The following is a 14434-nucleotide window of genomic DNA, read 5'->3' on the forward strand; positions in this document are numbered from 1 at the left end:
AAAGCTATTCTACATCAAAAAAAATGAGCCGAAGGTTAAAACCATCGGCCCATAAAAAATGGACTAAAAATCATTGCCTGCCTAAGAACAAACTCCTAGGCTAAGTTTTTTTGTCAGCTCGCTAAAGAGGGCCTCTTTTTTATTCAGGCATTCATTTTTAGGACAAAAAAACGGCAGAAAAATCTGGATGATTTTTCTGCCGTGGGTATTTGAAAGGGGTTATTTAAAAAGGCCCTTTTTTATTCTTCAAAAAAGCCGTAGCCTACTGCGGTTTTGGTTTGAGCCCTAACTCTTTTGCAATATGTTCGCATAGAGGTTTAAATGCATCTATAAATCCCTCTTTATCTATATTTTTCACATAAAACTTAGCCGCTTCTTCTTTTCCCTCATCACTTACTTTTGCTGTATATATAATCTTAGCTGCTTTTATATCTGTCCAATTTAAATTCCCCAGTTGCTCTTCTACAAAATCTTTTTTTGTTGTTTTACAGAACTCTATGGTTTTATCTATAGTCTTAATATTATATCCATTACCATCAAAGCATTTCTCAAATCCCCACTCAGCATCTTCATTATATTCTACTAAACCTTTGCCTATTATAAACATCCAAACGTCTAGAGGATAAAACTCTTCTAATGCAATTGAGCACTGTGGTGTAATTTTCTTTATTGTAGAAACAATAGACTCTGAAGAAGAATATTCTTTTATGTAAATAAGCTTCACCTTATAATTATTACGCTTTGGCTTTTTTTTCTCATATATTTTTTTTGCTTAATAGTTTCTTCCTCATAATCAATTAACCCGACCGCTTTGCTCTTTCTAGTAGAGTATTCCCACTGTAATAGCTGATTTAGCACCTTAGAAGAACCTTTTGAATCTATAACATTTATACATTCATCATCATACCCTAACTTTTTAAATACAGCTTTTAACACTTGTTGATCTGTAGGCCCCTCTACAAATAAAGTGGGCTTATCAATACCACCAATCTTATTCATAGCTCTTATCCATGCACTCAGTTCTTTTTTCTTCTCTAATTCTTTCAGTAAATATGTAGATTGGTTATAGAAACTTTCAGGAAGCTCCTTTTCTAAACCTCCATCCTTAAAAACACGTATAGAGTCTGTTTTTCCCTGATCAATACTATGAATAATTACATCTTTATGATTCAGTAGTGCCTTTGTTTCACTGTCATCAATGACCATTACCCGCAGCTTATGTATAAAATACTCTGAATGTGTCTCCACTAAAAATTGTACTCCATGTTTGATAGCATCAACCATAAAGTCCACTAATTTGGCTTGAAGGTCAGGATGTAAATGAATTCCAGGCTCTTCGATGATCAGCATTCCTTTTTTTTCAGAAAAAGCATAAATAGCGGTCTGTATTATAAGGGGAACCAATTGAGTATGCCCAAAACCTCTATCGGCTAAGTTGAGGGCTTCTTCTGGTTTTGCGGGGTTGCCAATTAAGGCTCGAACATTTTTCTCTTGAATAGGTGCTACAAAAAATTGTTCTTCATCCCTTGTTAGGCCAAAGTTTTTTGCCCACTTTTGGATAAATTCATTTTTTTCATTTTCCTTATTATTTCTACCAGAAGACGATTTATTTTTATCTTTCGTTTCCCTATTTCTACCCGAGGACAATTTATTCTGAATCTGTAGCAATTGAGCTAATGCTTGGTTGATATGATAGTTTTCTGATTCATCTGCCCTATATATATATTGTTGGTAACCTCTTCGCGAAGAGATATAGCTAAGATTAAATTCTTGATAAAAAGAGTTAATGACTTGAATTCCTTTAGTTTCTAAGTTTAAATATAAATCTGTCTTAGCATTTTCATCTACTGCAAGGTCTTCACTCAACAATATATCGTTGAGTAAAAGCTCGCTATTGAATACTTCCTCTGTCTTTAACTCATCTAAACTTGCTTTGGAAAGATTTCTAACAGGCCCCTCATACTTTTCAAATAAAAGTTCTGACAAATAAATTTCTCCCGATATTATTTTGTCAATCTGTTCTGTCCAATATGTTTTAGTTTCAAGGCGATCACCAATAGACTCTTCCAAGTCTGGAACGCCTAACTGCTTAACATTTTCTTTTAAATGCTTCTTGATTTTTGTTATAACAAAATTATGTATATCGGACCGAAGACTAGATTCCGTTGTTCGTATTTTTTCTACCTTGATAAAATTATGAATAGCCTCAGTCATTCTACTTTTTTCTAAGAAAAGCTCTTTTTCGACTGCCTTATATTCAATCTCTCTTCTATCACATTCAGCCCTATCTTCTACAGTTAATTCTCTAATAGCTTCATGTTGTATCGAATTTTCTTCTTGTTCCTTCTTTTTATCTAAATCGTCCTTTTCTTCTTTTAACTCATCTAGCCTTTTCCGTAGTTTCAGAAAAGTGGCTTCATCTTCGATTGGTAGGTTTTCTATTTCTGTTTCTATTACTCTAATCAGCTGATTTATTTCTGTTTTCTCTAGCTCAAATTCATTTACTTCTTCAAGTTCGGCTAAAGCCTTTTGTTCTTTTTCCTGAATTCTTCCTATTAGCTCTTCAAGCTCCTGATCTAGTTGCTTAGCTTTTTCTCTAAGTTTTTCAATATTCTCTGCCAGCTCGATAAGGTTACCCCCCGCTCTTTTCGTGTAGTCTTCAATTCTTCCATCTTCAGCTATTATTTCAGCTGAAATTTTAGGGATTAAGGAGAGGTACTTATCTTCTAATTCTATTTGTTGCCGCTCTATAATATTATTTCTTGCCTCTAGAGATAACTGATCCCATATCTTATAAAGGAATAACGCTATTTTAAAATCAGGTAAGCTTAGTATTTCATTCAATATGAATTTGTAGTTAACATAAAGTTCTGACTTTTCTGGACTTACATTTTTTTGGCCCTGAAGAAGAATATCAAAATTTTCATCATTTCGACTAACGGCCAAAAAAAACTCATTGAGCACTCCAACCTTCCCATCAGCAAAAGCAGCTTCTCGTTGATTTTTTTCATAGCTAAGTTTTAATTGAATAGCTTTTATAGCCTGTTCTGGGTCAGGCTCTTTTTCTATATCTATATTTTTCAATAAGATTTCAAACCCAATACTACAATCTTTGTCACAGTCTCGATTACGAACAGATTCAAAGCCTCCCAAACCATCAACCCCTTCACCAAAAGCAAGTTTACTCCACTGATGTCGATTCAAACTATTTTCTAATAAAAGCAAAGCCTTAGAAACAGTGCTTTTACCCGAGCTATTTCCTCCAATCAGTAGGTTCAGTTTTTTAAAGTCAAATTCAGCTTCTTTATAGAGTCTAAAGTTTTTGAGTTTTAATTTTTGCAGTTGATAAGCCATAGGTCTTTGAATCTAATTAAAAGTAATTAGGATTGTGGTATTTATCTTTTCAATTCCCAATTGAGCTCTAAAAAGCCTGTAGGAATTCCATTTTCATTTAATTTTCTAGTTTTAGGGAAGAGTAATTCATCAGGATATCGACCTCTACGAGAATTCCGCTTAACAGCTAACCAATCTCTTTGAGAAAGCACCTCTTCATCATTTTTGGTATAAGCTGCCGCCCAGCCGCCTGTCATACTTTCCCAACCTGCGCCAGCTCCCACTCTAAGAATACAACTGCTGGCTTGTTGATCAATTAAATCTAAAAGCGTTTGTTCTATTTTTTCTAATGCTGGCATATAGTCGCCAATAGGAAGAGGATTTCCCTCCGCATCCCAAAAGTCCAATTCATTCTGAACCAAGCGCAATGTATGTTTATTGATCAGTAGACATAAGGCCTGATGATCTTGTAGCAACCTTATTTTAGAGGCCTTCATAATAGGAGTCCGCATGTTTTGAATTGCCTTGACCAAAGAACTGGGAATGCGAATTTCCACACGGGCTCTTGAAGCTGTAGGTACTACCTCCCAAAATGAAGACTGACGAAACTTTTCGCCCCATTTATCTCGATATAAGTTGATAATTCGACTTTTAATGACTGTCGTATTCGTTTTAAACATTGCATCTCCTACTTGTAAAAGTCTCAAGAGATCATTGTTAGGATCTTTGCCAAATATCTTTTCTTGAAGTTGGCGGTCAGACATTCGTCCACGACGATTCTTAAGCAGACCTCCATTATTAAAAAGATCTACCTCTTCATTAAGAATAGCTGTCGCAAAAAGCGCTGTACGTAGGCTTCCTTTTAAAGACGATCCCGGTAATGCCGGAAAAAGCTGACCAAAATGAAGCAAATGCAACTGTTCTTTTAACTCATTTCTCGATGGCCGATAATCTAAATCCCGAATATTATCGGGCAAATCAATTTGTCGGCTACAAATACGGCTCGAATTAAAAACATCTCGTTGCTTTAAGAACTGGCTTAAAGCACCTGCCCCTTGATCAATAACATTGACCAAATCATTTACCTCGGCAAGACGATAAATACCTAGCGCCTCCGCTAACTTATTCAAATCAACCAGCCCTAATTTTTGCTCTTGAGGAAAATGTATATAATCAAAAGGAGGTTTCAAAAACTGGCCGTTGCCAATATGTAGTGGACTTAAACAGCGAATTTGCAATTCATAAACCTTATTCTTTGCGGCTTGATAGCGATCATTGTTCATTAGGCTTCTGTTTTTGATAAAAAAATAGGTAGCATAATAGGATTGGTCGCTCGCCAAACAGGATGAAAAACCTTTGTTTCTTTAGGATTTAAATTATGTACTTGTCCCTGAGGTTCAAACTCAGTTTGCAAACAAGCAGCTGTTTCAAAAACATATAATCCTGCTTTCCGAAAACCCGAAGCATTATTTTCTGCTTCGCAATCCGTTACTATAGAGATATAGCCTCTTAATTTACCTAGCTGATAATAACTATCCTTTAACTCAATTTGATTTAGCTCTTCTTTTGAGGGAGAATAAGTACCCAAGCTAATATAATGTTGACTTTTCTTTTCTGATTTTTTAATATTCATTCTTTGCGCCTCTATCTCTGCTTCAAAGTGACCATGCCCTGTGCTTCTGTCAGTACCAATTCCTTGATCCGCTAACAAACGAAAAGCAGCTTTCACCTTTTTCAAACTGTCTTCATTTTCTGTTTGTAAAATAAAAAATAGCCCCGCTTCTTCCTCAAAAAAGATCTTATCCATGCTGTAAGGAGTAGCCTGAACTCCCTGCTCTAAATGCACATGATCTACGATATCCGTTTTCTGAACTTTAAGGCCTTTATTCTCTGCCTTTAATTCCTCTAACTTTTCCCATACTGCCAAAGTACATTTAGACTTAGAGTATAATAGCTTATAATCAGCAGTTAATGCTAAATCATTTAAGTTTTCACCTTTTAACAAAGCAAAAAAGCAGCCTTCTTCCAAAAAGCTTATTTTCTTCAGTTCTTTTTCTGTAAGCCCTAATGAGTCCTTTAATTCATCTAGCTTGAAGGGCAACTCATAGGGAAAAGAAGCTGGTTTAGGATAAAGCCTAATTTTAGTTCCCTCCTTTTTATCCTCCCAAAAAGGAAAGGCTGAGCTTAGACGAAAACTATTCATAAAAGCCAGACCTGTCGCAGGATCAGCCAACTCATCAAAAAGTTGTAGTGCAGCAGCAAAGAGCGCAGACTGTATGCGATCAGAACTTAAATCTTTTTCTGAACGGTCATAGCGATTGGGAATTCCTCTAGAAAGGTGTAAACCGCCCTTAAAATTTTTCAAATAAAATCGGTAGTACATAGAAGTAGTGATCTATCAGTTGAAAGAATATTAAACTAAAATGCTAAGACTAGACTAACTGCTTAAGTACAGCATATTTACTCTTAAAGGCAGTAAGTTGGTTTACAGGCTCTCCTTCTTCTCCCAAGTAAAATTTTACTGATCGCTTAGTAATACTCTGCAGCTGAATTTTAATCTGGCCACTTCCTCTTGAACCATGCCCTCCTAAATAATCATCTTGCAATAAAGCCATGGCAGCAAATAGGTTAGAAAGTAGTTCGTGTTCATGTACACTACTAATTTCATCTCCTTCATGAATATTAAGCACCATTTCAAAATTGAACTTGGCTCCAGCAGGAACTCGTTCTAGTTGTCTTGGCATAGCCGCAGAAGTGATCCGGTCAATCACTACCTCTGTTTTAATTTCAGCAAATAAAGCTTCAGTTTGGTCAAGCTCATCAATAGAATCTTCATCCAAGTAAGCATCCCGAACTAATACACGGGAAGGAATTTGACTCCTTTCACCATTTGCATTTCCAAATAGCTTTACTGAAATATCTGCAGAATTTTCGGATGGTCCATTTTCCACCTTTCCCATTCGCTTTGTTCCAATTTGTCCCATCGCTAATTCGAGTAAAGAACGCAACTTCCCCTTTAATGAGCTTCCTGGAATATAAGGCTGATTGTTAACTGGGTGGCGAACAACTGAATTGTCAACCCCTCCAATAGAAAGGCTATTATTCGTCCCTCCAATATGTAATCCTGTTAGCAAAATAATGCTACCTTTTAAAATCTGCTTTTCTTTAATTTTATATGTCATGATTATTTGTATTAAAAGTGATCCACAATTTTAGCTTAGAAAGCTTAATCTCTTCCTCCACTTGCTTTATGAAATGCCAAAACAGCTTCAAACAAATCGCAAAAACGCCAAAATGCATCTTTAAACAATTTCCCTTTAAGCTCTCCATTATGCTCCCCACACTCAGCTACTGCTGTATACATTTTGTCAAACTCCTTCTGAAAAAGTTCAATTCCTCTTCCGCCTCCTCGTCGAGCCGCATAAGCCACCTTAGGGCTGAGTAATAGAAAAGACCTATATGCCTTATCCATTTTTAGATCAACCTTTAATTTATGTTCTTCAGTAGTAGACTCTGTTAAAGAAATTCCCTTCATTGTGGCCTGAATACGTTTCACTTCAGAGTACACATTCCGAATTTGAGAGGTTGTCATATAATTTTTAGCTAAAGCAGCACCTAGTTTTTGTGCATATTTAATCCCCAAACTATTTAGTTTAACCTTGATCCATTCCGGCTTAAAATCTGCCTTAAAATCATCCATAACAAATATTTATTTATTGGTTCTTTTCAATTTTTTTGCATCCTTTGCTCGAGTTTCAAACTCTGCCCAACGAGCAGCAATATTCAATAACTCTAGAAAATGATAATGAGACTTATGCTCAAAACTATCATCTCTATTTACTCCAGTATATCTATTCGTAAAGATTCCTGCCTTAATTTTTTCTAGTGCTTTTTTAGATTCCAAAAGTTCCTCTTGATAGTCTACTATATCTAGTCCAGAAGACACAATTTGATCTCCATAGCTTTCTCTGAGCAACTTTTCATAATTCTGAAATAAACTTTTACTCAAACGGCCTAAATCATAGGCAGCCATCCATATCCAACGAGGAGAGTTTTTTTCTACATTATATCCCTTCATCATTTTATAGTAGCTCTGAATCCGGCCTAAGATACTTCTAGGTAGTCCCCCTCTTTGTTTAGCCAGCTTATCTTCCTTGACCTTCTTTAAATCATTAAAGAGATGATGTACCAACTTAAACTCTGTATCCCAATGCAAAGCATGGTCTAAAAATGCAATACTATTTTTCTTTCGAAGAGCTTCCTTCCCATCTTCCTCAAACTTATGTTTTTTAGCCTGCTCTTCTAATTTCCCAGCAATTTCAGCAGCCTTTAAAATGGGAAACTTTTCTCGCACAATAGCCAGTCCTCCAGATAAAGTCAAGCGATCTTTTTCTGTCAATGAGCAACCAAAGCGTTCAAAATCTTCCTTAATTTCCATGGCCATCTTTATTAAGATGTTCCAACGCCCCACAATAAAGAGATCATCACCACCAGCATAAATAATTTGACTGTACTCACTGATTTTATTCTCCGGCTCTTCAACTGTTTTTTCATCTTCCCAAATGCGATTCAACCAGCCCTTAAAAAACCAATCTAATTGATGTGAAACAGCACTATAATAAGCCAAACTTAAATGGGGCCGTACCAATTTATTCTTAGAGTCGATATAGGGAATATGTTCTTGAAAGGTTGCGCCCAAACCATCTACATCCATACGCAAAACGCCTAAGCGGGTAAACAAACCTTCCTCTAATTTTTCTCTATTCTTAAGTTGCTCTTTCTGTTGCTCTGGAGATAGGTTGCTCGCTAATTCTTCAAAAGTTTTTGGCCGAATAGATTCATCCTCCATTTTTGCAATGGAATTCCCCCCATAAACGGTAATAAAATCTACTGTTTTAAGTGCTTTCCCGATAGATGAACTACTTTTTTCATCTACTTTTTTCAAGGCCCAAATAGTTTGCACCTTATTTCTGTCTAATTTTTTCCAAAGCTCATCTCCCATTGTAATGAATACATCTACCACAGCTAAACCGTATTCTCTAGCATGGCGCAAAGGCTGAAGATGTGCAGAAGACTCGCGAGGAGAATACTTAGCTATTCCTCCAGCTGTTTTCTTTGCAAATAAAACTTCATCCAACTCCTCTATTTTTTCATCCACAGAAAAAACTAAATACTTAGCTTCTCGTAGTCTTCGGCCCGCAATAATTTGCATGGCGCTATCTTCAGACAAGAAACTAACGCCCTTGGCCTCAAAGGTCTCTAATTTGCTCTCAAGTTTTTGTTTTGCCGCTATAAAATAATTGGGCTCTATAGTTTCAGTTTTATCTTCTGTTGTATCCCAAAACCAAATCTTCCGCTCATTCGCTGAAATCATATCCCCAGTCATGGCATCATGCCGTTGAGCAGAGATCTCTTCCTCTATTGGATCAAAAAAATGAGCCGTATTTTTTATATGAAAAGCAAGTTGCCGCTTTTTTGCTCGACCAATTTTTTCTTGAAAAAGCGTTTCTATAGCCTGAGTTAAGCCTTCCGGTTTTGACTGGTTCAAATCGGATTCCACTACTGGCTGATAAGCCATTATCACAGATAGTTTTTCAGCATACTGCTTAAATAAAGCTTTTTGCAAACGTTGAATAAAACTTCCCTCTCCTTCAAGATCTAAGGTAGCTTGCAACTTTTTTGTATGTGGGAGCAAAAGAAAGAAGTTTCCTCCAGAAGCATAAATTACCTGCCCATCTACAAGTTCTAGTTCCTTCATCAGTAGCTGCAAAACAACATCCCCCAACAGCTGAATATAAAAACTGCGACCTTTTAGGTTTTTAGAGGCATTCTTACTAGCTATTCCATAAATATAATTTTGGATACCTGAAATATCCGCTCGAACTAATGCAAAGGCTTTTTCCTCCCGTTTTTCTTCTTGCTCCAATTGACAAAGGCTATACACAACAGCAGCACGCAAACGATTGAAGTCAAAAAAAGAAACATCAGCATGAGCCTGACTCACTGAAGGCAAGCGAGAAGCATAGTGCTCTAATAAGGTATGCAGTTTTATGCTATACCTTTTCAAGTCCTTAAGCCCAGTAGTAGGCAGCTCATTCACATCCCTTTTAAAGGCCTTCCATAATTCCGCTTTTGCCACTTCTGCATCTTTTATTTCCGACTTTTTCAAAGGAAAACCCTTTTCATCTAATTCTTGTACAGAAGGAAAAATACCATAAGCTCTTTTTTTCTCTGGATTTTTCAAGCCTTCCATTGGAGACATCAAAACTTCATGCTTTGCATGAACATCTGCTCCAGCAGCAGCCAGTTTACTCGCTCTAGCTAAAAATTGCTGATAAAGTTCCTCCTGTCCTTCTACATATTCAGCCCGTTTCGCTTCCATTCCTGGAATATCTTCTAAAAGCGCTGCTATATATAACTTATATGCCTGCTCTTTGCTCATTTGATGCTCCATTATTTTTTCTAGTATATAAACAAAAGAGACCTACAGCAATCCATTTAAAATTGCTGTAGGTCTATAAGTCTTTATTTTTAATATAGGCTCTCCACCGGCCTTGTTGCATAAATCTAACAAATTAAAAACCAGTTAATTACAAAAAACCTTGCGAATTAGGCATAAAAAAAGGGACAAGCCCCGTAGATTTAAGTTTTTTCGACGAACAATAAAACCTCGAGCTGTCCCATGACAAATCTAAAAAAAACATACAGAATTACGCACTAACCAACAGATTTTATACGGCCCAAGGTAAGTTTCTTTTTAATGTTTGGTTCCCACCTTTGGCAAGCAAAAACCTCATAGCTAAGCCTTCAAAACGCGGCAGACCTAAAACAATTTCTGATGAATTTATTCGCTATTTATTCCGTTTAAAAGTGCTTTTTTCTTTTGGATATCGACAATTAGAAGGCATTCTAAAATGCGTTATTTACAAATATAATTTGGATACTAAACCCATATCTTTTACTCAAATATATCGTAGAATCAAGCAACTAAAGCTGAATATTAAGTCTAAAAAGAGGGCTAAAGAAAGATCGGTAGCAATAGATAGTACAGGACTAAAAACAAAAGGACAGGGAGAATGGTTAAGAAAAAATACTTGGAAAAGCAGCGCTCTAGCTGGATTAAAGTACATTTAGCAGTGGATGATAAAACAGGAGAAATATTATCTGTAGAGATTACCACAGAGCGAAAAACCGATGCTTCTCAACTCCCCAAAATGATGAAAAAAATGAAATCCTTGAATATCCGCCAAGTTTATGCAGATGGCGCCTATGACCAAATAAAATGTCGGGAAGCAATTTGTAAGGCTGGAGCGGTACCGTTTATTCCCCCACGTAAAAATGCTCGCCTAAAAAAAGGAAAAGATGGAGAGCTGGTTGACAGTTATCGCAATGATGATATTTTATATATCTGGGAGTTGGGAGCTACTGCTTGGAAACAAGATTTAGGCTATCATCGTCGAAATTTAAGCGAAACTGCAATGATGCGACTCAAGCACTTTTTCTCTGAACGGCTCTCTTCGCTCAGCTTTAAAATGCAGAAGCAAGAAGTCCTGATGCGTATTCAAATTTTAAATGAGCTTAATGCTACCAAGTTGGAAATTGCTGCTAATCAGTAAATTACGATTTATGCAACAAGGCCCTCTCCACCACGATTTATTTGTTTTGTCTTTAGGTTCTCCCAAATTAGCTTTCAAAAATAAAAAAAGCAAGTTTTGCCTTTCTTTTTCACAAAAAAGGAACTAGCTGTCCAGCCTATCTAGAATATTTTATTTTTTCTGTTTTTTTATAGGCCTCGCTACGCTCGTCGGCGGTTACTCCCTTTGGTCGTCGAACTGCGCCCTAAAGGGCTTGTTGTCGTTTCGCAGCTCGCTGTTACTTGCTTCGCTGCGTCGGCTCCCGTTGGTCGGGTCACTCGGCTCTGCCCTTCGGCCAGCCTTTGATAAAAATTTTAAGCTAGTTATGGAGGGGAAAAATAACGATGAATAGCTGGAAATTAAATCAAAGGATAGAAGTGACAGGGCTTTTATTTGGCCTTTGCCGCTCATCCATTTTTTTTCTTGGGGCTTTTTTCTCCGGCCTTTTGAGGGTATTGTTTTTTCCTACTATTTCTAGCCCCATAGATTAAAAACCCACAGCAAAAAAGAAAGCTATTCTACATCAAAAAAAATGAGCCGAAGGTTAAAACCATCGGCCCATAAAAAATGGACTAAAAATCATTGCCTGCCTAAGAACAAACTCCTAGGCTAAGTTTTTTTGTCAGCTCGCTAAAGAGGGCCTCTTTTTATTTTAAAAAATAAAATTCTCTGTTTTTTTATCCCAATTGCTAATTGAAAGCCGCTAATTGAAAAGGGGGATTTAAGGGCCGAAGAAAAAAGCCCAGAGAAAAAACTAAAGCTGTGCAGGCCCAGCGCTGCGCAGGGGTGGCCGAAGGCCAGACCGAGTTTTTTGAGCGTAGCGAAAAAAAAACGAAGGGCCGAACAGACCTGTGAGCCCCGCAGCATAGCGGCGGCCAAACTAGGCAAAGCCTAGTTTGGCCGCGGGCCCCAAAAAAATAATTTTCTGGAAACAGTAAGCTTTTTTGCTCTATTTTATTTTAGGCAAACAATTCCTTCAAGCCTTCTGCATGGCTGCTAGGCGCTTTGCCCAAAATTGTAGTTAAATCGCTGGGAGTATCTACAATGAACTGGCCGGCTTCCATATCTTGGCAAAAACCTAACAACATTTGTTGTACTGGCTCGGGCAAGCCCATTTTATTGAGCTGTGCCAAATAATCGGCTTCAGTGAGTGAAACAAAAGGAACATCCAATTGCTTGGCAATTTCTGCAAAGCTTAGGGCTTCGGGATGATGTAATTCATAATATTTTTTCTCTAGCTTATCGGCTAAAAGTAGTTTGGCTGCAACCTGTGCCAATTCACTACGCAAAACAAAAGGCACCGCTCCCGATTTGATGGGCAGATAAACACCTTGAGGTTGAGGGCCCAAAAAGAAATCTTTGAGTACATCCAAATAAAGTGTGTTACGCAAACTAGCCGCCGACTCAAAATTGGCCGCCATAATGTGTTTTTCCGTTTCAAAGTGATCGCTCATCATCCCTTTTAGGGCTGCATCTTCAACTGATTTCATGCTTACGCCAGTATAAAGTACGCGTTTCACGCCTGCATCCTTAGCTGCATCCACAAAATTTTTGTGTTGCTCTAGACGATTGGGATCTCCACCAGAGATGAGCATAAGTGTATCAACGCCCTGCATCGCTTGAGCAATAGCGGCTTTATTATTATAATCCCCAACGGCAAGCTCTACACCCAAATCCTTTAGGAATGCTGCTTTTTCTTCGTTGCGTACATAAGCGCGAATTTCTTTGGCCGCAATACTTTTGAGTAGTTCGCGAATAATTCCCTGCCCCAATTGGCCTGTTGCTCCATTAACTAAGATCATGTTCTTATGAAATTTATTTTGAATAGAAATTTTGTCTTTGACAAATCTACTGTAAATTTACTTCTCTTTATATAGTACTATACTATTGTATAGCGCTATACAATAGTATACCACACAAAAATGCACGCTAATGAACGAGGATTATTTTAATGGAATAAAATGCCCTAAAAAATATGTTTTGGCGCTAAATGACAGCCTAAATGTAGTGACGGGCAAATGGAAACTGGCGATTGTGAGTTGTCTTTTTTTTGAGGCCAAGCGTTTTTCTGGCATTCAAGAGATGTTGCCTCAAATTAGCCCTCGAATGTTGTCTAAAGAACTTAAAGAGTTAGAGCTCAATGGTATTTTGGTTCGTAAAGTTTATAATCAAACGCCTGTATTGATTCAATATGAACTCACGAGTTCGGGCCATGCGCTCAAAAAAGTCTTGGACCAGATGGTCGACTGGGGATTATCGCATCGCGAAAAACAAATGGTTAAAGCCTAAACTTAGGCCGCCTGTCCAAAAATTATTGGATGGGCTTTTTTGTTTTGCATCAGCTTCAATCCTTGTAAAAGCAACTGATAATAGAGGGCAATAAAGCGGTTGAGCAAAGTCAAAGGGGTTTGCAAAGGCCATAAATTTTGCGAACTGCTCTGCGATTTCTCCTTTTTCACTTCTTTCTGCGGCAAATCTTTTTGCGATTGCCCCTGTAACAAACCCAAGCTAATGAGTTGCTCATAAATTTGCGTCAGCTCTTGCAGCTCCGTATAAATTTGCTCGGGCTGGCCCAAAGCCCGAAAAATGAGAAGGAACTCTCCAAACAAAAATTTTCTGCGGGCAATAAATTCTTCCAAACCCGCCGCACGCAAGCGTTTGCGCAAGGTTGGATAAGAAATGTCGTAAAATGCCTTGAGCATTTTTTTGCTCAGTTTATAATCTTGAAGTTTTTGCTGGAGATTCATCATGGGGCTGTATTTTTTTGTTGTTTTTAAAGTTAAGTTTATTTTTTGGGGATTGCAAGCGTAAGTAAAAAAGCGGCAGAAAAATCATCCAGATTTTTCTGCCGTTTGCTAATTGAAAGCTGCTATTTGAAAGGGGGATTTTTATCCCTCATAAATTTCATAAGAACCCTAGGGCCTTGGCTAAAAAAATTGCCCTCCCCTCATTCGAGGTTTTTTTTTAGACCTTGTTGTTTGGCGCTTGTTTTTTGTCTTTTTACAGACCTGTGGGTTAAAACCCACAGCAAAAAAGAAAGCTATTCTACATCCAATAAAATGAGCCGATGGTTGAAACCATCGGCCCATAAAAAATCTTGATTGTAGCTGAGGATTTTAATCCTCGGCTACTTTTTTTTATCCTGTTTTGTACTCTTGCTGTAGGTTTTAACCTACAGGTCCAATTATTTTTTTCAGCCTAAAAATTATTTCTCACATTTAAGCCAGCTTTTTTCCCAAGAGAAATTTTTGTCCTTGTTTTTTATGGAGGTTTTCAAGCCTCCATTTTTAAAGCCATGCCTTTTTGTTGTATGGCTGTAGGTTTCAACCTACAGCCCACAGCAGTTTTTCGCCGAAGAAAAATTCCATGGTTTTTTGATCCAATTGCTAATTGAAAGCCGCTATTTGAAAGGGGGATTTTTTTTTGGACCTTGTTGTTTGACGCTTGTTTTTTTGTCTTTTTACAGA

Annotated in this window: 12 protein-coding genes; 3 read left to right on the forward strand and 9 right to left on the reverse strand. The window is 37.4% G+C overall.

Annotation, left to right across the window (positions count from 1 at the left end; genetic code table 11):
* Positions 1-262: 262 nt before the first annotated feature.
* The 7 genes from PPO43_RS01000 to cas10 are packed head-to-tail and all read right to left on the reverse strand — an operon-like array spanning position 263 to position 9775.
* Positions 263-724 carry a hypothetical protein gene (locus PPO43_RS01000; protein WP_272619925.1) on the reverse strand — a complete coding sequence of 154 codons (462 nt, stop codon included), beginning with the start codon at positions 722-724 and terminating at the stop codon, positions 263-265.
* Positions 721-3354: an AAA family ATPase gene (locus tag PPO43_RS01005; RefSeq protein WP_272619926.1), complete on the reverse strand. Its 2634-nt coding sequence runs from the start codon at positions 3352-3354 to the stop codon at positions 721-723. The genes PPO43_RS01000 and PPO43_RS01005 overlap by 4 nt, the downstream gene beginning before the upstream one ends.
* Before the next feature lie 41 nt (positions 3355-3395).
* On the reverse strand, positions 3396-4616 hold the full coding sequence (gene csm5, locus PPO43_RS01010; protein ID WP_272619927.1) for a type III-A CRISPR-associated RAMP protein Csm5: 1221 nt from the start codon (positions 4614-4616) through the stop codon (positions 3396-3398).
* Positions 4616-5716, reverse strand: coding sequence for a type III-A CRISPR-associated RAMP protein Csm4 (csm4, locus tag PPO43_RS01015; protein ID WP_272619928.1), 1101 nt, complete (start codon positions 5714-5716; stop codon positions 4616-4618). The genes csm5 and csm4 overlap by 1 nt, the downstream gene beginning before the upstream one ends.
* A gap of 49 nt (positions 5717-5765) precedes the next feature.
* A complete protein-coding gene (gene csm3 / locus PPO43_RS01020) occupies positions 5766-6515 on the reverse strand; it encodes a type III-A CRISPR-associated RAMP protein Csm3 (protein ID WP_272619929.1) in 750 nt (249 codons plus the stop codon).
* A 44-nt stretch (positions 6516-6559) separates the two neighbouring features.
* On the reverse strand, positions 6560-7033 hold the full coding sequence (gene csm2 / locus PPO43_RS01025) for a type III-A CRISPR-associated protein Csm2 (RefSeq protein WP_272619930.1): 474 nt from the start codon (positions 7031-7033) through the stop codon (positions 6560-6562).
* A 9-nt stretch (positions 7034-7042) separates the two neighbouring features.
* On the reverse strand, positions 7043-9775 hold the full coding sequence (gene cas10, locus PPO43_RS01030; RefSeq protein WP_272619931.1) for a type III-A CRISPR-associated protein Cas10/Csm1: 2733 nt from the start codon (positions 9773-9775) through the stop codon (positions 7043-7045).
* Positions 9776-10110: 335 nt separating this feature from the next.
* On the opposite strand from cas10, the gene PPO43_RS01035 reads away from it, so the two are divergent.
* Positions 10111-10467: a transposase gene (locus tag PPO43_RS01035; RefSeq protein ID WP_442985430.1), complete on the forward strand. Its 357-nt coding sequence runs from the start codon at positions 10111-10113 to the stop codon at positions 10465-10467.
* Entirely contained in the window at positions 10410-10949 is a 540-nt protein-coding gene (locus PPO43_RS01040) for an IS5 family transposase (RefSeq protein WP_272619932.1), read from the forward strand. Before PPO43_RS01035 ends, PPO43_RS01040 begins: the two co-directional genes overlap by 58 nt.
* Positions 10950-11926: 977 nt before the next feature.
* Here PPO43_RS01040 and PPO43_RS01045 read toward each other — a convergent pair.
* Complete coding sequence (locus PPO43_RS01045) at positions 11927-12769, reverse strand: NmrA family NAD(P)-binding protein (protein WP_272619933.1); 843 nt, start codon at positions 12767-12769, stop codon at positions 11927-11929.
* Positions 12770-12899: 130 nt separating this feature from the next.
* Here PPO43_RS01045 and PPO43_RS01050 point away from each other — a divergent pair, with 130 nt between their 5' ends.
* Positions 12900-13256 (forward strand): winged helix-turn-helix transcriptional regulator, encoded by a 357-nt coding sequence (locus tag PPO43_RS01050; protein WP_272619934.1) that lies wholly within the window; start codon positions 12900-12902, stop codon positions 13254-13256.
* Positions 13257-13258: 2 nt separating this feature from the next.
* Here the strand turns inward: PPO43_RS01050 and PPO43_RS01055 are convergent, their stop codons facing one another.
* A complete protein-coding gene (locus tag PPO43_RS01055; protein ID WP_272619935.1) occupies positions 13259-13717 on the reverse strand; it encodes a hypothetical protein in 459 nt (152 codons plus the stop codon).
* Between the last annotated feature and the right edge of the window lie 717 nt (positions 13718-14434).

It is taken from the genome of Saprospira sp. CCB-QB6 (assembly GCF_028464065.1).
Classification (GTDB): domain Bacteria; phylum Bacteroidota; class Bacteroidia; order Chitinophagales; family Saprospiraceae; genus Saprospira.